The organism is Pantoea sp. JKS000250 (genome assembly GCF_003201065.1).
Taxonomy (GTDB): Bacteria; Pseudomonadota; Gammaproteobacteria; order Enterobacterales; family Enterobacteriaceae; genus Pantoea; species Pantoea vagans.
In genome coordinates, this window is record NZ_QICZ01000001.1 from 2,424,764 (window position 1) to 2,448,730 (window position 23,967).

The following is a 23,967-nucleotide window of genomic DNA, read 5'->3' on the forward strand; positions in this document are numbered from 1 at the left end:
ACATAATGAAATTCATTATGACGTTTTACAGATGAGCACCGCTTAACTTGTTTAAGCAAATCAAACTTAAATTGAAGAGTTTGATCATGGCTCAGATTGAACGCTGGCGGCAGGCCTAACACATGCAAGTCGGACGGTAGCACAGAGGAGCTTGCTCCTTGGGTGACGAGTGGCGGACGGGTGAGTAATGTCTGGGGATCTGCCCGATAGAGGGGGATAACCACTGGAAACGGTGGCTAATACCGCATAACGTCGCAAGACCAAAGAGGGGGACCTTCGGGCCTCTCACTATCGGATGAACCCAGATGGGATTAGCTAGTAGGCGGGGTAATGGCCCACCTAGGCGACGATCCCTAGCTGGTCTGAGAGGATGACCAGCCACACTGGAACTGAGACACGGTCCAGACTCCTACGGGAGGCAGCAGTGGGGAATATTGCACAATGGGCGCAAGCCTGATGCAGCCATGCCGCGTGTATGAAGAAGGCCTTCGGGTTGTAAAGTACTTTCAGCGGGGAGGAAGGCGATGTGGTTAATAACCGCGTCGATTGACGTTACCCGCAGAAGAAGCACCGGCTAACTCCGTGCCAGCAGCCGCGGTAATACGGAGGGTGCAAGCGTTAATCGGAATTACTGGGCGTAAAGCGCACGCAGGCGGTCTGTTAAGTCAGATGTGAAATCCCCGGGCTTAACCTGGGAACTGCATTTGAAACTGGCAGGCTTGAGTCTTGTAGAGGGGGGTAGAATTCCAGGTGTAGCGGTGAAATGCGTAGAGATCTGGAGGAATACCGGTGGCGAAGGCGGCCCCCTGGACAAAGACTGACGCTCAGGTGCGAAAGCGTGGGGAGCAAACAGGATTAGATACCCTGGTAGTCCACGCCGTAAACGATGTCGACTTGGAGGTTGTTCCCTTGAGGAGTGGCTTCCGGAGCTAACGCGTTAAGTCGACCGCCTGGGGAGTACGGCCGCAAGGTTAAAACTCAAATGAATTGACGGGGGCCCGCACAAGCGGTGGAGCATGTGGTTTAATTCGATGCAACGCGAAGAACCTTACCTACTCTTGACATCCAGAGAACTTAGCAGAGATGCTTTGGTGCCTTCGGGAACTCTGAGACAGGTGCTGCATGGCTGTCGTCAGCTCGTGTTGTGAAATGTTGGGTTAAGTCCCGCAACGAGCGCAACCCTTATCCTTTGTTGCCAGCGATTCGGTCGGGAACTCAAAGGAGACTGCCGGTGATAAACCGGAGGAAGGTGGGGATGACGTCAAGTCATCATGGCCCTTACGAGTAGGGCTACACACGTGCTACAATGGCGCATACAAAGAGAAGCGACCTCGCGAGAGCAAGCGGACCTCACAAAGTGCGTCGTAGTCCGGATCGGAGTCTGCAACTCGACTCCGTGAAGTCGGAATCGCTAGTAATCGTGGATCAGAATGCCACGGTGAATACGTTCCCGGGCCTTGTACACACCGCCCGTCACACCATGGGAGTGGGTTGCAAAAGAAGTAGGTAGCTTAACCTTCGGGAGGGCGCTTACCACTTTGTGATTCATGACTGGGGTGAAGTCGTAACAAGGTAACCGTAGGGGAACCTGCGGTTGGATCACCTCCTTACCTGAAGATACCTTCCCGCGCAGTGTCCACACAGATTGTCTGATAAAAAGTAACGAGCAGAAAAAACCTCTACAGGCTTGTAGCTCAGGTGGTTAGAGCGCACCCCTGATAAGGGTGAGGTCGGTGGTTCAAGTCCACTCAGGCCTACCAGATTTGTCCTCATGCTGCGTTGTGTCGACGGCTCGCATAGTTCACTATGCTTCGCATCGACACGCCCTGCCTGAGAAAAAATCGCATTCTTTACATGAAGAATGTTACTCCTGGTAGTAGTGGTCTCTGCAGTAACTGTATGGGGCTATAGCTCAGCTGGGAGAGCGCCTGCCTTGCACGCAGGAGGTCAGCGGTTCGATCCCGCTTAGCTCCACCATACCGTTTTAACTGTTTTTCTGAATACTTCAGAGCGTACCGGCAACGGTGTGCTGCGAAGTATTATGCTCTTTAACAATCCGGAACAAGCTGAAAATTGAAACGACGTGTCGTTTTCATTCTCCGTAATAAGAATGAAAAATACGATGCGTTCGAGTCTCTCAAATGCTTACAGCTTACAGCGTTGAAAAACGCCTGTGGGTTGTGAGGTTAAGCGACTAAGCGTACACGGTGGATGCCCAGGCAGTCAGAGGCGATGAAGGACGTGCTAATCTGCGTAAAGCGACGGTAAGGTGATATGAACCGCTACAGCCGTCGATGTCCGAATGGGGAAACCCGGTGCACTCTGTGCATCATTGCAGCATGAATACATAGTGCTGCAAGGCGAACCGGGGGAACTGAAACATCTAAGTACCCCGAGGAAAAGAAATCAACCGAGATTCCCCCAGTAGCGGCGAGCGAACGGGGAGCAGCCCAGAGCCTGAATCAGCATGTGTGTTAGTGGAAGCGTCTGGAAAGTCGCAGGGTACAGGGTGATACTCCCGTACACAAAAGCGCATATGCTGTGAGCTCGATGAGTAAGGCGGGACACGTGGTATCCTGTCTGAATATGGGGGGACCATCCTCCAAGGCTAAATACTCCTGACTGACCGATAGTGAACCAGTACCGTGAGGGAAAGGCGAAAAGAACCCCGGCGAGGGGAGTGAAACAGAACCTGAAACCGTGTACGTACAAGCAGTGGGAGCCTTGATTTATCAGGGTGACTGCGTACCTTTTGTATAATGGGTCAGCGACTTATATTCTGTAGCAAGGTTAACCGTATAGGGGAGCCGCAGGGAAACCGAGTCTTAACTGGGCGTTAAGTTGCAGGGTATAGACCCGAAACCCGGTGATCTAGCCATGGGCAGGTTGAAGGTTGGGTAACACTAACTGGAGGACCGAACCGACTAATGTTGAAAAATTAGCGGATGACCTGTGGCTGGGGGTGAAAGGCCAATCAAACCGGGAGATAGCTGGTTCTCCCCGAAAGCTATTTAGGTAGCGCCTCGTGAACTCATCCTCGGGGGTAGAGCACTGTTTCGGCTAGGGGGCCATCCCGGCTTACCAACCCGATGCAAACTGCGAATACCGAGGAATGTTATCACGGGAGACACACGGCGGGTGCTAACGTCCGTCGTGAAGAGGGAAACAACCCAGACCGCCAGCTAAGGTCCCAAAGTCATGGTTAAGTGGGAAACGATGTGGGAAGGCACAGACAGCCAGGATGTTGGCTTAGAAGCAGCCATCATTTAAAGAAAGCGTAATAGCTCACTGGTCGAGTCGGCCTGCGCGGAAGATGTAACGGGGCTAAACCATGCACCGAAGCTGCGGCAGCGACGCTTATGCGTTGTTGGGTAGGGGAGCGTTCTGTAAGCCGTCGAAGGTGTGCTGTGAGGCATGCTGGAGGTATCAGAAGTGCGAATGCTGACATAAGTAACGATAAAGCGGGTGAAAAGCCCGCTCGCCGGAAGACCAAGGGTTCCTGTTCAACGTTAATCGGAGCAGGGTGAGTCGACCCCTAAGGCGAGGCCGAAAGGCGTAGTCGATGGGAAACAGGTTAATATTCCTGTACTCGGTGTTACTGCGAAGGGGGGACGGAGAAGGCTATATCAGCCGGGCGACGGTTGTCCCGGTTTAAGCGTGTAGGCGGAGGGTCCAGGTAAATCCGGTCCCTTATTAACGCTGAGGCGTGACGACGAGGCACTACGGTGCTGAAGTGATAAATGCCCTGCTTCCAGGAAAAGCCTCTAAGCATCAGGTAACACAGAATCGTACCCCAAACCGACACAGGTGGTCAGGTAGAGAATACCAAGGCGCTTGAGAGAACTCGGGTGAAGGAACTAGGCAAAATGGTGCCGTAACTTCGGGAGAAGGCACGCTGGCGCGTAGGTGGAGGGATTTACTCCCCGAGCCGAAGCCAGTCGAAGATACCAGCTGGCTGCAACTGTTTATTAAAAACACAGCACTGTGCAAACACGAAAGTGGACGTATACGGTGTGACGCCTGCCCGGTGCCGGAAGGTTAATTGATGGGGTTATCCGCAAGGAGAAGCTCTTGATCGAAGCCCCGGTAAACGGCGGCCGTAACTATAACGGTCCTAAGGTAGCGAAATTCCTTGTCGGGTAAGTTCCGACCTGCACGAATGGCGTAATGATGGCCAGGCTGTCTCCACCCGAGACTCAGTGAAATTGAACTCGCTGTGAAGATGCAGTGTACCCGCGGCAAGACGGAAAGACCCCGTGAACCTTTACTACAGCTTGACACTGAACATTGAGCCTTGATGTGTAGGATAGGTGGGAGGCTTTGAAGCGCGGACGCCAGTCTGCGTGGAGCCAACCTTGAAATACCACCCTTTAATGTTTGATGTTCTAACGTAGGCCCGTGATCCGGGCTGCGGACAGTGTCTGGTGGGTAGTTTGACTGGGGCGGTCTCCTCCTAAAGAGTAACGGAGGAGCACGAAGGTCAGCTAATCACGGTCGGACATCGTGAGGTTAGTGCAATGGCATAAGCTGGCTTGACTGCGAGAGTGACGGCTCGAGCAGGTGCGAAAGCAGGTCATAGTGATCCGGTGGTTCTGAATGGAAGGGCCATCGCTCAACGGATAAAAGGTACTCCGGGGATAACAGGCTGATACCGCCCAAGAGTTCATATCGACGGCGGTGTTTGGCACCTCGATGTCGGCTCATCACATCCTGGGGCTGAAGTAGGTCCCAAGGGTACGGCTGTTCGCCGTTTAAAGTGGTACGCGAGCTGGGTTTAGAACGTCGTGAGACAGTTCGGTCCCTATCTGCCGTGGGCGCTGGAGAATTGAGGGGGGTTGCTCCTAGTACGAGAGGACCGGAGTGAACGCACCACTGGTGTTCGGGTTGTCATGCCAATGGCATTGCCCGGTAGCTAAGTGCGGAAAAGATAAGTGCTGAAAGCATCTAAGCACGAAACTTGCCCCGAGATGAGTTCTCCCTGACCCCTTGAGGGTCCTGAAGGGACGTTGAAGACTACGACGTTGATAGGCCGGGTGTGTAAGCGCAGCGATGCGTTGAGCTAACCGGTACTAATGACCCGTGAGGCTTAACCTTACAACGCCAGAGGCGTTTTTGAGAGACACGATTTTCAGCTTCGTTACCGGATAATAGTTGTATCCTGCGGACTGAAGTCCGAAGGATTCTGCGCTGAGGCAAGGCGGCAACCGACCGATGTGAAGGAGCATACTGACGTATGTGACTGAGCAGCGCGAGGGCGGCCAACGCAGCATCAGCACAGAAGACACAGGACAGAGCACAAAGAATTTGCCTGGCGGCTGTAGCGCGGTGGTCCCACCTGACCCCATGCCGAACTCAGAAGTGAAACGCCGTAGCGCCGATGGTAGTGTGGGGCCTCCCCATGCGAGAGTAGGGAACTGCCAGGCATCAAATAAGTGAAAAAGCCCCGCACGAAAGTGCGGGGCTTTTTTACGTCTGCAGATCGTGAAAAACCGCACCATAATCTCCGAAAACAGCCTGAGAACCCCTCTCTGATACGGTAAACTACGGCCAGATAACTCAGTAAAGGCCGTCAAATGTCCAGCCAGCATCCCTCCTTAAAAGCCGACAATACGCTTGGGCTTGAAGTACACACACAAAAACGCATCGTCGCAGAGACGCCAGCCGCTATTCTGGCCGCATGGCAGGATAGCCAGCGTAATCAGACACCTTTCCTTGTGCTCGGGGAAGGCAGTAACGTCCTCTTCCTGGAGGATTTTGCCGGTACCGTGGTGCTGAATCGCATTAAAGGCATCAAAATTCAGGATGAATGTGAGTGCTGGAAGTTGCATGTCGGGGCAGGTGAAAACTGGCATCAGCTGGTTAAGAGTACGCTGGAAAAAGGGATCACTGGCCTGGAAAACCTGGCGTTGATCCCTGGAATGACGGGTTCGGCACCGATTCAGAACATTGGTGCCTATGGTGTGGAATTAAAAGATGTCTGCGAATATGTGGATGTACTTAATCTGCACAGTGGTGAGACAGAACGCCTCGATCGTGAAGCCTGTGAGTTTGGCTATCGTGACAGCATTTTTAAACATCGCTACCAGTCAGGCTATGTCATCGTCGCCGTCGGGATGATCCTGCCTAAGCAATGGCAGCCGGTATTAACCTATGGCGATCTGAAAACGCTTAACCCGGTGACAGCTAATGCCTGGGATGTCTATCACGCGGTTTGCCAGATGCGGCAGAGCAAATTACCGGATCCGAAAGTCACCGGTAATGTCGGCAGCTTCTTTAAAAACCCGGTCGTCACTGAGGCGCAGTGTAGCTCCCTGCTGACCCAATTTCCCGCTATGCCACACTATCTGATGCCAGATGGAGAAACCAAGCTGGCCGCAGGGTGGCTTATCGATCAGTGTCAGCTGAAAGGGTATCGCATTGGAGGCGCCGCCGTTCACCAGCAACAGGCTCTGGTGCTGATTAACGCTGACCATGCCACGCCTGAGGATATCGTTGCGCTGGCAAAAACTGTGCGCGCCCGGGTGGGTGAAAAATTTGATGTCTGGCTGGAGCCTGAAGTCCGCTTTATTCAGGCGCAGGGTGAGTGCAATGCTGTCGGGGTGATCGCATGAAAGACCACAGTGTCCCGCTAAAACTGGTCGATATTTTATCTGATGGTGAGTTTCATTCTGGCGAGCAGCTGGGCGACACTCTGGGCATGAGTCGTGCCGCCATCAACAAGCACATCCAGACACTAAAAAGCTGGGGTCTGGACGTCTATACCGTGACAGGGAAAGGCTACAGTCTCTCTGCCCCGATACAGCTGCTGGATGAGCAGGCGATTCTGTCACAGGTGAAGCAGGGCAATGTCTCGATTATCCCGGTGATTGATTCCACAAATCAGTATCTGCTGGAACGCATGCATGACATGCCCTCTGGCACCGCCTGTATCGCTGAATATCAGCAGGCAGGTCGTGGCCGTCGTGGTCGTCAATGGTTCTCTCCTTTTGGTGCCAACCTCTACATGTCCATGTACTGGCGTCTTGAGCAGGGTCCGGCTGCGGCGATGGGTCTTAGCCTGGTCATTGGCATTGTCATGGCTGAAACATTACGTGCACTCGGGGCCGATGATGTCCGGGTAAAGTGGCCCAATGATATTTACCTGAACGATCGGAAACTGGCAGGTATTCTGGTCGAACTGACCGGTAAAACCGGTGATGCTGCGCAGATCGTGATGGGAGCTGGCATCAACCTGGCGATGCGGACAGCGGATGCTTCACAGATTAATCAGGGCTGGATTAACCTGCAGGAGGCCGGAGTAAGCGTGAACCGCAATGAGCTGGCAGCCCGTCTGATCAACAGCCTGCGCGAGGCCCTGCCGCTGTTTGAGCAGGAGGGATTAACTGCCTTCATCTCGCGCTGGGCGGCACTGGACAATTTTATTAACCGGCCCGTTAAGTTGCTCATCGGCGAACGTGAAGTGCATGGTATTGCACGGGGTGTCGACAGCCAGGGTGGTTTATTACTGGAGCAGGATGGTGAAATAAAAGCCTGGGTGGGCGGGGAAATATCACTGCGTCCTGTCTGATCAAAAAAGCCTGCACTAATGCAGGCTTTTTTATGACCGCTGTTATTTACGCAGGCGAACCTTATCGACCGCATGATCACCACTTTTGGTCATGATCAGGCTGGCCCTTTCACGTGTCGGCAGGATATTTTCCTGCAGGTTAAGCCAGTTAATCTCTTTCCATAGATTACCTGCTATCTCAACCGCTTCTGCCTCTGAGAGCTGGGCGTAATGGTGGAAGTAGGAGTCTGGATCGGTAAAGGCACCCTGACGGAATTTCAGGAATCGATTGATATACCAGCTTTGCAGAAGGTCTTCCTCTGCATCTACATAGATAGAGAAGTCAACGAAGTCCGAAACAAAGACATGATGAGGGTCATGGGGATAGTCCATGCCGCTCTGTAATACGTTCAGACCTTCCAGAATAAGAATATCTGGCTGCTGTATCACTTTATCGCCATCAGGGATGACATCATAAATCAGGTGCGAATAGACCGGGGCGGTCACCTGACTGGCGCCGGATTTTAAATCGGAGACGAAATTGACCAGCCGGTGCATATCATAAGATTGCGGGAAGCCTTTTTTCTTCATTAAGCCACGCTCTTTCAGCACGGCATTAGGGTGAAGGAAGCCATCCGTCGTGATCAATTCCACTTTACGATGTTCAGGCCAGCGACTGAGCAACGCCTGCAGTACACGCGCAGTCGTACTTTTACCGACCGCGACGCTCCCCGCAATACTGATGATATAGGGGATTTTCTGGCTATTGGTGCCCAGAAATTGCTCCAGTACCGCCTGCCGACGAACGTTAGAGCTGATATAGAAATTAAGCAGACGCGAAAGTGGCAGATAAATTTCTGCAACTTCCTCCAGCGAAAGATCTTCGTTGATGCCCTTGAGCTGCGCGATCTCTTCCTCTGACAGCGTCATAGGCACAGAATCACGTAATGCAGCCCACTGCTCACGAGTGAACTCCAGATAAGGCGTTGTCAGGGGGGTTGTTTTATCCATAAGCATGCATCTGACCGCAAATTCATTACTATCAACCGCGTATTAGCCGATAAGCAGGACAGCACGGGTGAAGTGAATCACGAATCGCTGGTTTATCAGTGAGAACAATGGGCTGGAGGGTATCACCAGTATGGCTTTTAACAGAAGTAAAAAGATAAACGCGATCGCGCTTTCGTCGGCATACCCGCAAAACGTTGCAGTGCCTTTAATTTTTACTGCTTTATCGTTGTTTATGATATTGCAGGCCGGCACAGGTAATGTGCGACGTTTAATCTGCTTATACGGTCATCGCTGTGCCTGATTGGCCGAACGGCGTAATAAGACGCTTGCAGTGAGGCTGATACATGTCACGCGCAACCTTTCGCAAAAAAACAAACAGTACAAAGACATTTTAAACGCTTCCTTTCAGCGCAAATCGTGATAGTGAGAAAGAATGCGCATGACAATATGCCCCTGCTTTCGATAGAAGTGCGCCGCTCCATGAGAAAAAAGGGTTCAGCCAGGGGCAAAAAAACCTCATTCAGCACCCCGACGTAAAAAAAAGGGTGCCGGCCACTCATTTTATTCGCATAAAAGAGAAGGGCAGAGGGAGTTAAGATGATGGCGCGCTTTAGTCTGATCCTGTGAAAACAGAGCCAGATTGCACAAATAATCTGCATAAAAACGTTAAAATGCGATGATTTGCACAAATAGTAAGCGATAGAAAAAAATATGCGATTTTTTAGTTGCATCCAGGGTCCGACCTTCCTAGAATGCGCTCCACTTGATGCCGGCTTAGCTCAGTTGGTAGAGCAACTGACTTGTAATCAGTAGGTCACCAGTTCGATTCCGGTAGCCGGCACCAATCAAGTAGGTGGGATTCCCGAGCGGCCAAAGGGAGCAGACTGTAAATCTGCCGTCACAGACTTCGAAGGTTCGAATCCTTCTCCCACCACCATCTCAGCCTCGCGGTTGAGTACAGATAAACGGCCTGTTTATCTGTCAGGTGAGTCACTTATCACCCTGAATTCAGACTGAGCGTTAGCGAAGTCAACGTCGGTCAGCTTCGCTGGCAGACAGTAGATAGCAGAGAAGCATTCACTGTTATCTGCAAGCTACAGAAAGAACAGGTAGCCGAGTTCCAGGATGCGGGCATCGTATAATGGCTATTACCTCAGCCTTCCAAGCTGATGATGCGGGTTCGATTCCCGCTGCCCGCTCCAGATGTGCTGATATGGCTCAGTTGGTAGAGCGCACCCTTGGTAAGGGTGAGGTCCCCAGTTCGACTCTGGGTATCAGCACCACTTCCTTTAATCTCCCTCCTGATTTTCTCTGTAACTTCCTTGCAGTCAGGCATTGCCTGGTTAATGTGATGATATCATTGATATATCCGTGTCTTAGAGGGACTAGCGATGGCTAAAGAGCAATTTCAACGTAACAAACTGCACGTAAACGTGGGCACCATCGGTCACGTTGACCACGGTAAAACCACCCTGACTGCAGCTATCACTACCGTACTGGCTAAAACCAACGGCGGCCAGGCTCGTGCGTTCGACCAGATCGACAGCACGCCTGAAGAAAAAGCCCGCGGTATCACCATCAACACCGCTCACGTTGAGTATGAGACTGCTGCACGTCACTACGCTCACGTTGACTGCCCAGGCCACGCCGACTATGTGAAAAACATGATCACCGGTGCTGCGCAGATGGACGGCGCGATCCTGGTTGTTGCTGCGACTGATGGCCCGATGCCACAGACCCGTGAGCACATCCTGCTGGGTCGTCAGGTTGGCGTTCCTTACATCATCGTGTTCCTGAACAAGTGCGACATGGTTGATGATGAAGAGCTGCTGGAACTGGTTGAGATGGAAGTGCGTGACCTGCTGTCACAGTACGACTTCCCAGGCGACGACACTCCAATCGTTCGTGGTTCTGCTCTGAAAGCGCTGGAAGGCGTTCCTGAGTGGGAAGCGAAAATCATCGAACTGGCTGAACACCTGGACAACTACATCCCGGATCCAGTCCGTGCGATCGACATGCCGTTCCTGCTGCCAATCGAAGACGTATTCTCAATCTCTGGCCGTGGTACTGTTGTTACCGGTCGTGTTGAGCGCGGCATCGTTAAAGTCGGCGACGAAGTTGAAATCGTGGGTATCAAAGATACTGCGAAATCAACCTGTACCGGTGTTGAGATGTTCCGTAAGCTGCTGGACCAGGGTCAGGCAGGCGAAAACTGTGGTGTTCTGCTGCGCGGTATCAAGCGTGAAGACATCCAGCGTGGCCAGGTTCTGGCTAAGCCAGGCTCAATCAAGCCACACACCCAGTTCGAGTCAGAAGTTTACGTTCTGTCTAAAGACGAAGGTGGCCGCCATACTCCGTTCTTCAAAGGCTATCGTCCACAGTTCTACTTCCGTACAACTGACGTAACCGGCTCAGTAGAGCTGCCAGAAGGCGTTGAAATGGTCATGCCAGGCGACAACATCAAAATGGTTGTTACCCTGATCCACCCAATCGCAATGGACGAAGGTCTGCGCTTCGCAATCCGCGAAGGTGGCCGTACCGTTGGCGCGGGTGTTGTTGCTAAAGTTATCGCATAATTACCGATAACGTTTGACGCAATGCACACGGAAAGGGCATCATTTGATGCCCTTTTTGCACGCTGTTTCATAGAACCTGGCTCATCAGTGATTTTTTGAATCATAATCATTGCTGAGACAGGCTCTGTTATGCGGCGTTGGATACCGAGTTACGCCCCAAAAGCTCATTCGGTTTGGACGCCTCGCACTGCGGGGCAGAATAGTTTCTGAATTATTGTGGCAGGTTGGTTTATGAGTGCGAATACCGAAGCTCAAGGGAGCGGGCGTGGCCTGGAAGCGGTAAAGTGGGTAGGTGTTGTATTACTGCTGCTTGCAGCGATTGTAGGTAACTACCTCTATCGTGATGTGTCACTGCCACTGCGTGCATTAGCCGTAGTTGTACTGATTGCAGCGGCTGGCGGCATTGCGCTTTTAACGACCAAAGGCAAAGCGACCGTGGCTTTTGCTCGTGAAGCAAGAACAGAAATGCGTAAGGTTATCTGGCCAACCCGCCAGGAAACGCTGCACACCACGTTAATCGTTGCCGCGGTTACTGCCGTGATGTCACTGATTTTGTGGGGGCTGGATGGTATTCTGGTCCGTCTGGTATCGTTTATCACTGGCCTGAGGTTCTGAGATGTCTGAAGCTCCAAAGAAACGCTGGTACGTCGTACAGGCGTTTTCCGGTTTTGAAGGCCGCGTAGCCCAATCGCTGCGCGAGCATATCAAATTGCACAACATGGAAGAGCTGTTTGGTGAAGTCATGGTTCCGACTGAAGAAGTGGTTGAAATCCGTGGTGGCCAGCGTCGTAAGAGCGAGCGCAAGTTTTTCCCGGGATACGTACTGGTTCAGATGGTGATGAATGACGCCAGCTGGCATTTAGTACGCAGCGTCCCGCGCGTGATGGGTTTCATCGGCGGTACCTCTGACCGTCCTGCACCTATCAGTGATAAAGAAGTTGATGCGATCATGAATCGTCTGCAGCAGGTCGGCGACAAGCCTCGTCCTAAAACGCTGTTTGAACCAGGTGAAATGGTTCGTGTTAATGACGGTCCGTTCGCTGACTTTAACGGTGTGGTTGAAGATGTGGATTACGAGAAGAGCCGCCTGACGGTATCCGTTTCCATCTTTGGTCGTGCAACACCGGTTGAGCTCGACTTCGGTCAGGTGGAGAAAGGTTAACCTCTTTCCGCTCACAAATTAGCTGTTGCAGCAGGCGCGAAATTTAACTACAATTTCGCGCCTTTTGTTTTTATGCGCTGGCAACAGCGTATAAATCGTTATCACGGGGAGCCTTTACAGGCGCTATAACCCAATTGAGGAAATATCATGGCTAAGAAAGTCCAAGCCTACGTCAAGCTGCAGGTTGCAGCTGGTATGGCGAACCCAAGTCCACCGGTTGGTCCAGCTCTGGGTCAGCAGGGTGTTAACATCATGGAATTCTGTAAAGCGTTCAACGCTAAGACCGAATCTCTGGAAAAAGGTCTGCCGACTCCTGTTGTTATCACCGTATACAGCGACCGTTCTTTCACCTTCATTACCAAAACGCCTCCGGCTGCCGTACTGCTGAAAAAAGCAGCGGGCATCAAGTCTGGTTCTGGTAAGCCGAACAAAGATAAAGTCGGTAAAGTGACTCGTGCTCAGGTACGTGAAATCGCAGAAACCAAAGCTGCGGACATGACTGGTTCTGACGTTGAAGCGATGACTCGCTCAATCGAAGGTACTGCTCGTTCCATGGGCCTGGTAGTAGAGGACTAAGAAATGGCTAAGCTGACCAAGCGCATGACCGTAATTCGCGACAAAGTTGACGCGACCAAGCAGTATGACATTGCTGAAGCTGTTGCTCTGCTGAAAGAACTGGCAACTGCCAAGTTCGTTGAAAGCGTTGACGTTGCTGTCAACCTCGGCATTGATGCACGTAAATCTGATCAGAACGTTCGCGGCGCGACCGTTCTGCCACACGGTACTGGTCGTTCAGTACGTGTTGCTGTCTTCGCCCAGGGCGCTAACGCTGAAGCTGCTAAAGCAGCTGGCGCAGAGCTGGTAGGCATGGAAGACCTGGCTGATCAGATCAAGAAAGGCGAAATGAATTTTGACGTTGTTATTGCTTCTCCGGATGCAATGCGCGTTGTTGGCCAGCTGGGCCAGATTCTGGGTCCACGTGGCATGATGCCAAACCCGAAAGTCGGTACTGTAACCCCTAACGTTGCTGAAGCGGTTAAGAACGCTAAAGCCGGTCAGGTTCGTTATCGTAACGACAAAAACGGCATCATCCACACTACCATCGGTAAAGTGGACTTTGACGCTGACAAACTGAAAGAAAACCTGGAATCTCTGCTGGTTGCGCTGAAAAAAGCTAAACCATCACAGGCCAAAGGCGTGTATATCAAGAAAGTCAGCCTTTCAACCACCATGGGCGCCGGCGTTGCCGTTGACCAGGCTGGTCTGAACGCAACAGCAAACTAATTGCTGCTTGAAACGGGCGAAAAATTCACCTAGAATCTTACGCCCGTTGTTCTGTTATTAGCAGAACGGGACACCAGAGAGCCAGAACCGACTGTTGCGTTTATCGCCATTCCCTCTGACTCTGCTGCGTCGCACAGAATTTAGGTTGGAGCCAGGCCTTATCCTGGCCTCCGTCCAAGACCGCAGGCGCTGTTTATCTCCGGATATTCCGCTTAATCCCCTGCGTAGACGGTGACAGAACCAAAAGAATTTTTTCTTAGCTGGATTCTGCTCACCGTGTTCGAGCGCTTATTACCCCGCGGGGTGAGTAAGTGAAGTGAGTTCCGGGGAAATCCTTTCCCGGTCAAATCCAGGAGCAAAAGCTAATGGCATTAAATCTTCAAGACAAACAAGCGATTGTTGCTGAAGTCAGCGAAGTAGCCAAAGGTGCGCTTTCAGCGGTTGTTGCGGATTCCCGTGGCGTTACCGTTGATAAAATGACCGAACTGCGTAAAGCAGGCCGTGAAGCTGGCGTTTACATGCGTGTTGTTCGTAACACCCTGCTGCGCCGCGTCGTTGAAGGTACTCAGTTTGAGTGCCTGAAAGACACGTTTGTTGGTCCGACCCTGATTGCATATTCTATGGAACACCCGGGCGCTGCTGCTCGTCTGTTCAAAGATTTCGCGAAAGCGAATGCAAAATTTGAGGTCAAAGCTGCAGCCTTTGAAGGTGAGCTGATCACGGCGGCCAATATTGACCGTCTGGCAACGCTGCCGACCTACGAAGAAGCACTGGCACGTCTGATGTCGACCATGAAAGAAGCCGCTGCCGGCAAACTGGTCCGCACTCTGGCTGCTGTACGCGATGCAAAAGAAGCGGCTTAAGGCCTTATTCTTTTCTTCGTACCTGCTTACGTATAAACTTTTTCTGATTCTTAGGAACAATTGTCATGTCTATCACTAAAGACCAAATTCTGGAAGCTGTTGCAGCGATGTCCGTAATGGAAGTTGTTGAGCTGGTTTCTGCTATGGAAGAAAAATTCGGCGTTTCTGCTGCAGCTGCTGTAGCTGTTGCTGCGGGCCCGGCTGAAGCTGTTGAAGAAAAAACTGAATTCGACGTCGTACTGAAAGCTGTTGGCGCGAACAAAGTAGCAGTCATCAAAGCCGTACGTACTGCAACTGGTCTGGGCCTGAAAGAAGCCAAAGACCTGGTTGAAGCAACTGGCGTAATCAAAGAAGGCATCAGCAAAGATGACGCAGCTGCACTTGAAGCTGCTCTGAAAGAAGCTGGCGCTGAAGTTGAAGTTAAGTAAGACAGCCTTCGGGTTGCAGTCTGAGTAGTTTCAGACTGATGGCTGGTGACTTTTTGGTCACCAGCCTTTTTGCGCTACAGGGTCTCAATGGGGTTTCACACTGTTTGTCCATTGTTACTCTTCAATATCTTTCTCTATCGACGACTTAATATACCGCTTTCCTGTGCGGGTTCCCTGCCTTCACAAAAGCGATGAAATGATTTAAGCGTGATAGAAAGAGGTATTGCACTGCTGCCGCGCAGCCAGTGAATCAAACAAAATCGTGTTGCATGAACTGTCCTGTCAGGACGGACAGCGTGGGTCGACTTGTCAGCTAGCTGAGGAACCCTATGGTTTACTCCTATACCGAGAAAAAACGTATTCGTAAGGATTTTGGTAAACGTCCGCAAGTACTGGACATACCTTATCTCCTTTCCATCCAGCTCGACTCGTTCCAGAAGTTTATCGAGCAAGATCCAGAAGGTCAGTACGGACTGGAAGCTGCATTCCGCTCTGTATTCCCTATTGCGAGCTACAGCGGCAACTCTGAGTTGCAGTATGTCAGCTACCGCCTGGGTGAACCTGTCTTTGACGTGAAAGAGTGTCAGATCCGTGGCGTGACCTATTCGGCACCGCTGCGCGTGAAACTGCGTCTGGTGATCTATGAGCGTGAAGCGCCAGAAGGCACCGTAAAAGACATTAAAGAACAAGAAGTCTACATGGGCGAGATTCCGCTCATGACCGACAACGGTACCTTTGTTATCAATGGTACCGAGCGCGTTATCGTTTCTCAGCTGCACCGTAGTCCCGGCGTGTTCTTTGATAGCGATAAGGGTAAAACCCACTCATCGGGTAAAGTGCTGTACAACGCACGTATCATCCCTTACCGCGGTTCATGGCTCGACTTTGAGTTTGACCCGAAAGATAACCTGTTTGTCCGTATTGACCGTCGTCGTAAGCTGCCGGCCACTATCATCCTGCGCGCGTTACAGTTCACTACACCTCAGATCCTCGATATCTTCTTTGAGAAAGTGGTGTTTGAAATCCGTGACAACAAGCTGCAGATGGAGCTGGTGCCTGAGCGCCTGCGCGGTGAAACCGCTACCTTCGATATCGAAGCGAACGGCACCGTCTACGTCGAAAAAGGTCGCCGCATTACTGCGCGCCATATTCGTCAGCTGGAAAAAGATGGCATTCAGCACATCGAAGTCCCGGTTGAATATATCGCGGGCAAAGTGGTCGCTAAAGATTACATCGATGAGAGCACCGGTGAGCTGATTGTTGCAGCGAACATGGAACTGTCACTGGATCTGCTGGCTAAACTGAGCCAGTCCGGTCACAAGCGCATCGAAACCCTGTTCACCAACGATCTGGACCACGGTCCATATATGTCCGAGACCCTGCGTGTCGACCCAACCAGCGATCGCCTGAGCGCACTGGTTGAGATCTATCGCATGATGCGTCCTGGTGAGCCGCCAACACGCGAAGCTGCAGAGAACCTGTTTGAGAACCTGTTCTTCTCAGAAGATCGTTACGATCTTTCTGCGGTCGGTCGTATGAAGTTCAACCGCTCATTGCTGCGTGATGAAATCGAAGGTTCAGGCATCCTGAGCAAAGATGACATCATCGAAGTGATGAAGAAACTGATCGACATCCGTAACGGTAAAGGCGAAGTGGACGATATCGACCACCTCGGGAACCGTCGTATTCGTTCAGTGGGTGAAATGGCTGAGAACCAGTTCCGTGTTGGTCTGGTCCGTGTTGAGCGTGCGGTTAAAGAGCGTCTGTCTCTGGGCGACCTTGATACGCTGATGCCACAGGACATGATCAACGCGAAGCCGATTTCGGCTGCGGTGAAAGAGTTCTTTGGTTCAAGCCAGCTTTCTCAGTTTATGGATCAGAACAACCCGCTGTCAGAGATTACGCACAAACGTCGTATCTCTGCTCTCGGCCCGGGTGGTTTGACGCGTGAGCGTGCCGGCTTCGAAGTGCGTGACGTACACCCAACGCACTACGGTCGTGTCTGCCCAATCGAAACCCCTGAAGGTCCGAACATCGGTCTGATCAACTCCTTGTCTGTCTATGCACAGACCAATGAGTACGGTTTCCTTGAAACACCTTATCGCCGTGTTATCGACGGTCTGGTTTCTGACGAGATTCACTACCTCTCTGCTATCGAAGAGGGTAACTACGTTATCGCTCAGGCGAACGCCCCTCTGGATGACAACGGCGCGTTTGTTGATGACCTGGTCACCTGCCGTAGCAAAGGCGAATCGAGTCTGTTCAGCCGCGATCAGGTTGACTACATGGACGTTTCCACCCAGCAGGTGGTTTCTGTCGGTGCATCCCTGATCCCGTTCCTGGAACACGATGACGCCAACCGCGCCCTGATGGGTGCGAACATGCAACGTCAGGCCGTTCCGACTCTGCGTGCTGATAAGCCGCTGGTTGGTACCGGTATGGAACGTGCTGTTGCCGTTGACTCCGGTGTAACAGCCGTGGCGAAACGTGGCGGTACCGTACAGTACGTTGACGCATCACGTATCGTTATCAAAGTTAACGAAGACGAAATGCATGCTGGCGAAGCCGGTATCGACATTTACAACCTGACCAAATATACCCGTTCTAACCAGAACACCTGCATCAACCAGATGCCATGTGTTTCTCTGGGTGAGCCGGTTGAGCGCGGCGACGTGCTGGCAGATGGCCCGTCCACCGATCTGGGTGAACTGGCTCTGGGCCAGAACATGCGCGTGGCGTTCATGCCGTGGAACGGCTACAACTTCGAAGACTCCATCCTGGTCTCCGAGCGCGTGGTTCAGGAAGATCGCTTTACGACTATCCACATTCAGGAACTGGCTTGCGTGTCGCGTGACACCAAACTAGGGCCGGAAGAGATCACTGCTGATATCCCGAACGTGGGTGAAGCTGCACTCTCTAAACTGGATGAGTCAGGCATCGTCTACATCGGTGCTGAAGTGACCGGTGGCGACATTCTGGTTGGTAAGGTAACGCCTAAAGGTGAAACCCAGCTGACGCCAGAAGAAAAACTGCTGCGCGCTATCTTCGGTGAAAAAGCCTCTGACGTGAAAGATTCGTCACTGCGCGTGCCGAATGGCGTGTCAGGTACTGTGATCGACGTTCAGGTCTTTACCCGCGATGGCGTGGAAAAAGACAAACGTGCGCTTGAAATCGAAGAGATGCAGCTGAAGCAGGCCAAAAAAGACCTGTCTGAAGAACTGCAGATCCTGGAAGCGGGCCTGTTCAGCCGTATCCAGAACGTACTGATTTCGGGTGGCGTTGAAGCAGACAAACTGGACAAGCTGCCGCGCGAGCGCTGGCTGGAACTGGGTCTGACTGACGAAGCCAAGCAAAACCAGCTGGAGCAGCTGGCAGAGCAGTACGACGAACTGAAGCACGAGTTTGAGAAAAAACTCGAAGGTAAGCGTCGTAAGATCACCCAGGGCGATGATCTGGCACCAGGCGTGCTGAAAATCGTTAAGGTTTATCTGGCTGTTAAGCGTCAGATTCAGCCGGGTGACAAAATGGCAGGCCGTCACGGTAACAAAGGTGTTATCTCCAAGATCAACCCGATCGAAGATATGCCTTACGATGAAAACGGCACGCCGGTTGACATCGTTCTGAACCCGCTGGGCGTACCATCGCGTATGAACATCGGTCAGATTCTGGAAACGCACCTGGGTATGGCAGCGAAAGGTATCGGCGAGAAAATCAACGCCATGCTGAAGAAGCAGGAAGAAGTCGCGAAACTGCGCGAATTCATCCAGCGCGCCTATGACCTGGGTACCGATCTGCGTCAGCGTGTTGATCTGAACACCTTCTCTGATGACGAAGTACTGCGTCTGGCTGAGAACCTGAAGAAAGGTATGCCAATCGCCACGCCGGTGTTTGATGGCGCGAAAGAGAGCGAGATCAAAGAGCTGCTGCAGCTCGGCGGCCTGCCTTCTTCCGGTCAGATTACCCTGTTTGACGGCCGTACCGGTGAGCAGTTCGAACGTCAGGTAACCGTTGGCTACATGTACATGCTGAAACTTAACCACCTGGTTGATGACAAGATGCATGCACGTTCTACCGGTTCCTATAGCCTGGTTACTCAGCAGCCGCTGGGTGGTAAGGCGCAGTTCGGTGGTCAGCGCTTTGGTGAGATGGAAGTATGGGCACTGGAAGCATATGGTGCCGCGTATACCCTGCAGGAAATGCTTACCGTTAAGTCTGATGACGTCAACGGCCGTACCAAGATGTATAAAAACATCGTTGACGGTAACCATCAGATGGAACCGGGCATGCCGGAATCCTTCAACGTACTGTTGAAAGAGATTCGCTCGCTGGGTATCAACATCGAGCTGGAAGACGAGTAACCCCTTTTCAGGCTGCGGCTTGCCGCCGCCTGAAAGCGCAGGGTTTAAAGCGCTCGCAATTGTACTGGTTACGGGGCGTTCAATTTCGGTTGGACGCCCCCTGAGTCTCACTCCGACGGGAGCTAATCCGTGAAAGACTTACTTAAGTTTCTGAAAGCGCAAACTAAGACCGAAGAGTTTGATGCGATCAAAATTGCGCTGGCTTCGCCAGACATGATCCGTTCCTGGTCTTTTGGTGAAGTGAAAAAGCCAGAAACCATTAACTACCGTACTTTTAAGCCAGAGCGCGATGGTCTGTTCTGTGCCCGTATCTTCGGGCCGGTAAAAGACTATGAGTGCCTGTGCGGCAAGTATAAGCGCCTCAAACACCGTGGTGTGATTTGTGAGAAGTGCGGCGTTGAAGTGACCCAGACTAAAGTACGCCGTGAGCGTATGGGCCACATTGAACTGGCGTCGCCGACTGCGCACATCTGGTTCCTGAAGTCACTGCCATCGCGTATCGGCTTACTGCTGGATATGCCACTGCGTGACATCGAGCGCGTGCTCTACTTTGAATCTTACGTGGTAATCGAAGGTGGCATGACCAACCTCGAGAAGCGTCAGATCCTGACTGAAGAGCAGTACCTTGACGCTCTGGAAGAGTTCGGTGACGAGTTCGACGCCAAAATGGGCGCCGAAGCGATCCAGGCCCTGTTGAAAAACATGGATCTGGAGCAGGAGTGCGAGCAGCTGCGTGAAGAGCTGAACGAAACTAACTCCGAAACCAAACGTAAAAAACTGACCAAGCGCATCAAGCTGCTGGAAGCGTTCGTCCAGTCTGGCAACAAGCCAGAGTGGATGATCCTGACCGTGCTGCCTGTTCTGCCACCGGATCTGCGTCCGCTGGTACCGCTGGATGGTGGTCGTTTCGCTACGTCGGATCTGAACGATCTGTATCGTCGCGTGATCAACCGTAACAACCGTCTGAAGCGCCTGCTGGATCTGGCTGCGCCAGACATCATCGTGCGCAACGAAAAGCGTATGTTGCAGGAAGCGGTCGATGCACTGCTGGACAACGGTCGTCGCGGTCGTGCGATCACCGGTTCTAACAAGCGTCCGCTGAAATCGCTGGCTGACATGATCAAAGGTAAGCAGGGTCGTTTCCGTCAGAACCTGCTGGGTAAACGTGTCGACTATTCTGGTCGTTCGGTTATCACCGTTGGTCCATACCTGCGTCTGCATCAGTGCGGTCTGCCGAAGAAAATGGCACTCGAACTGTTCAAACCGTTTATTTACGGCAAGCTGGAACTGCGTGGCCTGGCCACCACCATCAAAGCCGCGAAGAAAATGGTTGAGCGCGAAGAAGCGGTTGTCTGGGATATCCTCGACGAAGTGATCCGTGAGCACCCGGTTCTGCTGAACCGTGCGCCTACGCTGCACCGTCTGGGTATTCAGGCCTTTGAACCGGTTCTGATCGAAGGTAAAGCGATCCAGCTGCACCCGCTGGTTTGTGCGGCTTATAACGCCGACTTCGATGGTGACCAGATGGCTGTTCACGTACCGCTGACGCTGGAAGCCCAGCTGGAAGCGCGTGCGCTGATGATGTCGACCAACAACATCCTGTCACCTGCGAACGGCGAGCCAATCATCGTTCCTTCTCAGGACGTTGTACTGGGTCTGTATTACATGACCCGTGACTGTGTTAACGCCAAAGGCGAAGGCATGGTGCTGACTGGCCCGAAAGAAGCTGAGCGTATTTATCGCGCCGGCCTCGCCTCTCTGCATGCTCGCGTTAAGGTGCGTATCACCGAACACGAGAAGAATGAGCAGGATGAGTGGGTTGCTAAAACCAGCATCATCGATACCACGATTGGCCGTGCCATCCTGTGGATGATCGTGCCAAAAGGTCTGCCTTTCTCCATCGTTAACCAGGCGCTGGGCAAAAAAGCTATCTCCAAAATGCTGAACACCTGTTACCGCATTCTGGGCCTGAAGCCGACCGTTATCTTTGCTGACCAGACCATGTACACCGGTTTCGCTTATGCTGCCCGTTCAGGCGCGTCAGTCGGCATCGACGACATGGTTATTCCAGAGAAGAAAGTGGAAATCATCACTGAAGCGGAAGCGGAAGTGGCTGAGATCCAGGAGCAGTTCCAGTCTGGTCTGGTAACCGCAGGCGAACGTTATAACAAAGTCATCGATATCTGGGCTGCAGCCAACGAACGTGTTGCCAAGGCGATGATGGAAAACCTCTCTACCGAAGTCGTCATTAACCGTGACGGCGAAGAAGAGCGCCAGGTTTCCTTCAACAGCATCTTTATGATGGCTGACTCAGGTGCGCGTGGTTCTGCTGCACAGATTCGTCAGCTGGCCGGTATGCGTGGTCTGATGGCGAAGCCAGATGGCTCCATCATCGAAACACCAATCACGGCGAACTTCCGTGAAGGGTTGAACGTACTCCAGTACTTCATCTCAACCCACGGTGCACGTAAAGGTCTTGCGGATACCGCACTGAAAACAGCGAACTCCGGTTATCTGACGCGTCGTCTGGTTGACGTTGCCCAGGATCTGGTGGTTACCGAAGATGACTGTGGTACACACGAAGGCATCATGATGACGCCTGTCATCGAAGGTGGCGACGTTAAAGAGCCACTGCGTGAACGTGTACTGGGTCGTGTGACTGCTGAAGACGTTCTGAAGCCGGGTACTGCTGATATTCTGGTCCCACGCAACACGCTGCTCGATGAGCACTGGTGTGACGTGCTGGAACTGAACTCAGTCGACAGCCTGAAAGTCCGCTCGGTAGTAGGTTGTGAAACCGACTTTGGTGTGTGTGCGCATTGCTACGGTCGCGACCTGGCACGTGGTCACATCATCAACAAAGGTGAAGCGATCGGTGTTATCGCGGCACAGTCCATCGGTGAGCCAGGTACACAGCTGACGATGCGTACGTTCCACATCGGTGGTGCGGCATCACGTGCGGCTGCTGAATCCAGCATTCAGGTGAAGAACAAAGGTACCATCAAGCTGACCAACGCCAAGTCGGTAACGAACTCGGCAGGCAAGCTGGTGATCACCTCGCGTAACGTTGAACTGAAAATGATCGACGAATTTGGTCGTACCAAAGAGAGCTATAAAGTTCCCTACGGTTCTACCATGGCGAAAGGTGATGGTGAGCAGGTTGCAGCGGGCGAAACCGTCGCAAACTGGGATCCGCATACCATGCCAGTCATCACCGAAGTGGGCGGTTTCATTCGCTTCACGGATATGGTTGATGGCCAGACGATTACCCGTCAGACAGATGACTTAACCGGTCTGTCTTCGCTGGTGGTTCTGGACAGTGCTGAACGTACTGCAGGCGGTAAAGATCTGCGTCCTGCGCTGAAAATTGTTGATGCCAACGGCAACGACGTTCTGATCCCAGGCACCGATATGCCGGCTCAGTACTTCCTGCCAGGTAAAGCGATTGTTCAGCTGGAAGATGGCGTTAAGATCAGTGCTGGTGACACGTTAGCGCGTGTTCCGCAGGAATCTGGCGGTACCAAGGATATTACCGGTGGTCTGCCACGCGTTGCTGACCTGTTCGAAGCGCGTCGTCCGAAAGAGCCAGCTATTCTGGCGGAGATCAGCGGCATCATCTCCTTCGGTAAAGAGACCAAAGGTAAGCGTCGTCTGGTCATTACTCCGCTGGATGGCAGTGAGCCATACGAAGAGATGATTCCGAAATGGCGTCAGCTGAACGTGTTCGAAGGTGAACGTGTTGAGCGCGGTGACGTGGTTTCCGATGGCCCAGAGTCTCCACATGACATCCTGCGCTTGCGTGGCGTGCATGCGGTGACCCGTTACATCACTAACGAAGTGCAGGAAGTTTACCGTCTGCAGGGCGTTAAGATTAACGATAAGCACATCGAAGTCATCGTTCGTCAGATGCTGCGTAAAGCAACCATCGTGAGCGCAGGAAGTGCAGACTTCCTGGAAGGTGAGCAGGCTGAATTCTCTCGCATCAAGATCTCTAACCGTGATCTGGAAGCGAACGGAAAAGTCGGCGCAACCTTCATGCGTGACCTGCTGGGTATTACCAAAGCGTCACTGGCTACCGAATCGTTCATCTCTGCAGCCTCGTTCCAGGAGACCACACGTGTCCTGACCGAAGCAGCAGTAGCAGGCAAGCGTGACGAACTGCGCGGCCTGAAAGAGAACGTGATCGTGGGTCGTCTGATCCCGGCCGGTACCGGTTATGCGTACCATCAGGATCGTATGCGCCGCAAAGCGGCAGGTGAAGTTCCGGTTGCACCGCAGGTGACTGCGGATGAAGCCTCAGCCAGCCTGGCTGAACTGTTGAACGCCGGTCTCGGCGGCAACAAAGACGATTAATCGTCCTTTGCCTGATAAAAACCCTGCCTCGGCAGGGTTTTTTTTTGTCTCAGATTCAGCTATTCCAGTCACTGCGGCTGATACCAATATCTTTCAGCTGACTGTCGCTTAACTTCGACAGGATGAGGCGCGTCTCACGCCGCAGTTGCCAGCGTTTGTAACTGCGCCACAGATAACGAACCAGGTGGTAAGGCGTGCCTGTAAACGGTTTAGCTGCGCGATTCTCGTCATATCCCATGATAGTGCCCTCAGTGAAGTGTCTGAGGACCATTTTCAGTGGATTTCTCTGTATGATACAGACGCAAAAATCACTTTTATTTAACATACAGTTTGCCGTCATGACGATCTGAATGGTAAAAAAGAGACGGAACTGTACTGGTTACGGC

Annotated in this window: 13 protein-coding genes, 6 tRNA genes and 3 rRNA genes; 20 read left to right on the forward strand and 2 right to left on the reverse strand. The window is 52.4% G+C overall.

Features of this window, described 5'->3' with window-relative positions:
• Nucleotides 1-68 precede the first annotated feature (68 nt).
• The 7 genes from BY447_RS11555 (at nt 69) to birA (ending at nt 7,567) form a co-directional block, all read left to right on the forward strand.
• Nucleotides 69-1,610 (forward strand): 16S ribosomal RNA (locus tag BY447_RS11555).
• Between the two features lie 73 nt (nt 1,611-1,683).
• A tRNA-Ile gene (locus BY447_RS11560) sits at nt 1,684-1,760 on the forward strand.
• Nucleotides 1,761-1,901: 141 nt separating this feature from the next.
• Nucleotides 1,902-1,977, forward strand: a tRNA-Ala gene (locus tag BY447_RS11565).
• A gap of 207 nt (nt 1,978-2,184) precedes the next feature.
• Nucleotides 2,185-5,094 (forward strand): 23S ribosomal RNA (locus BY447_RS11570).
• A 213-nt stretch (nt 5,095-5,307) separates the two neighbouring features.
• A 5S ribosomal RNA gene (gene rrf / locus BY447_RS11575) occupies nt 5,308-5,423 on the forward strand.
• The 16S, 23S and 5S rRNA genes sit together here with 2 tRNA genes alongside, the layout of an rRNA operon.
• A gap of 150 nt (nt 5,424-5,573) precedes the next feature.
• Nucleotides 5,574-6,611 carry a UDP-N-acetylmuramate dehydrogenase gene (gene murB / locus BY447_RS11580; protein WP_110331173.1) on the forward strand — a complete coding sequence of 346 codons (1,038 nt, stop codon included), beginning with the start codon at nt 5,574-5,576 and terminating at the stop codon, nt 6,609-6,611.
• On the forward strand, nt 6,608-7,567 hold the full coding sequence (gene birA / locus BY447_RS11585; RefSeq protein ID WP_033784444.1) for a bifunctional biotin--[acetyl-CoA-carboxylase] ligase/biotin operon repressor BirA: 960 nt from the start codon (nt 6,608-6,610) through the stop codon (nt 7,565-7,567). The genes murB and birA overlap by 4 nt, the downstream gene beginning before the upstream one ends.
• 42 nt (nt 7,568-7,609) lie before the next feature.
• On the opposite strand, the gene coaA is transcribed toward birA, so the two are convergent.
• Nucleotides 7,610-8,557, reverse strand: a complete 948-nt coding sequence (gene coaA / locus BY447_RS11590) for a type I pantothenate kinase (RefSeq protein ID WP_033784445.1) — start codon at nt 8,555-8,557, stop codon at nt 7,610-7,612.
• Between the two features lie 768 nt (nt 8,558-9,325).
• On the opposite strand from coaA, the gene BY447_RS11600 reads away from it, so the two are divergent.
• From BY447_RS11600 to rpoC, 13 genes are all read left to right on the forward strand, one after another.
• Nucleotides 9,326-9,401, forward strand: a tRNA-Thr gene (locus tag BY447_RS11600).
• 8 nt (nt 9,402-9,409) lie between these two features.
• Nucleotides 9,410-9,494, forward strand: a tRNA-Tyr gene (locus BY447_RS11605).
• A 190-nt stretch (nt 9,495-9,684) separates the two neighbouring features.
• A tRNA-Gly gene (locus BY447_RS11610) sits at nt 9,685-9,759 on the forward strand.
• A gap of 5 nt (nt 9,760-9,764) precedes the next feature.
• Nucleotides 9,765-9,840, forward strand: a tRNA-Thr gene (locus tag BY447_RS11615).
• A gap of 108 nt (nt 9,841-9,948) precedes the next feature.
• A complete protein-coding gene (gene tuf / locus BY447_RS11620) occupies nt 9,949-11,133 on the forward strand; it encodes an elongation factor Tu (RefSeq protein ID WP_013359730.1) in 1,185 nt (394 codons plus the stop codon).
• Between the two features lie 231 nt (nt 11,134-11,364).
• The gene (gene secE / locus BY447_RS11625; RefSeq protein WP_013359731.1) at nt 11,365-11,748 is read left to right on the forward strand and encodes a preprotein translocase subunit SecE; all 384 of its coding nucleotides are present in this window, start codon (nt 11,365-11,367) and stop codon (nt 11,746-11,748) included.
• Nucleotide 11,749: 1 nt separating this feature from the next.
• The gene (gene nusG / locus BY447_RS11630) at nt 11,750-12,295 is read left to right on the forward strand and encodes a transcription termination/antitermination protein NusG (protein WP_013359732.1); all 546 of its coding nucleotides are present in this window, start codon (nt 11,750-11,752) and stop codon (nt 12,293-12,295) included.
• A gap of 147 nt (nt 12,296-12,442) precedes the next feature.
• Nucleotides 12,443-12,871 (forward strand): 50S ribosomal protein L11, encoded by a 429-nt coding sequence (gene rplK, locus BY447_RS11635; protein ID WP_006121495.1) that lies wholly within the window; start codon nt 12,443-12,445, stop codon nt 12,869-12,871.
• Nucleotides 12,872-12,874: 3 nt separating this feature from the next.
• Nucleotides 12,875-13,579: a 50S ribosomal protein L1 gene (gene rplA, locus BY447_RS11640; protein WP_110331174.1), complete on the forward strand. Its 705-nt coding sequence runs from the start codon at nt 12,875-12,877 to the stop codon at nt 13,577-13,579.
• Between the two features lie 365 nt (nt 13,580-13,944).
• Nucleotides 13,945-14,442: a 50S ribosomal protein L10 gene (gene rplJ / locus BY447_RS11645; RefSeq protein ID WP_003848098.1), complete on the forward strand. Its 498-nt coding sequence runs from the start codon at nt 13,945-13,947 to the stop codon at nt 14,440-14,442.
• 65 nt (nt 14,443-14,507) lie between these two features.
• Entirely contained in the window at nt 14,508-14,870 is a 363-nt protein-coding gene (gene rplL / locus BY447_RS11650; RefSeq protein ID WP_009092660.1) for a 50S ribosomal protein L7/L12, read from the forward strand.
• A gap of 329 nt (nt 14,871-15,199) precedes the next feature.
• Nucleotides 15,200-19,228, forward strand: coding sequence for a DNA-directed RNA polymerase subunit beta (gene rpoB / locus BY447_RS11655; protein WP_013359733.1), 4,029 nt, complete (start codon nt 15,200-15,202; stop codon nt 19,226-19,228).
• A 129-nt stretch (nt 19,229-19,357) separates the two neighbouring features.
• The gene (rpoC, locus tag BY447_RS11660; RefSeq protein WP_013359734.1) at nt 19,358-23,581 is read left to right on the forward strand and encodes a DNA-directed RNA polymerase subunit beta'; all 4,224 of its coding nucleotides are present in this window, start codon (nt 19,358-19,360) and stop codon (nt 23,579-23,581) included.
• A gap of 55 nt (nt 23,582-23,636) precedes the next feature.
• On the opposite strand, the gene BY447_RS11665 is transcribed toward rpoC, so the two are convergent.
• Nucleotides 23,637-23,819: a DUF1127 domain-containing protein gene (locus BY447_RS11665; protein WP_110331175.1), complete on the reverse strand. Its 183-nt coding sequence runs from the start codon at nt 23,817-23,819 to the stop codon at nt 23,637-23,639.
• Between the last annotated feature and the right edge of the window lie 148 nt (nt 23,820-23,967).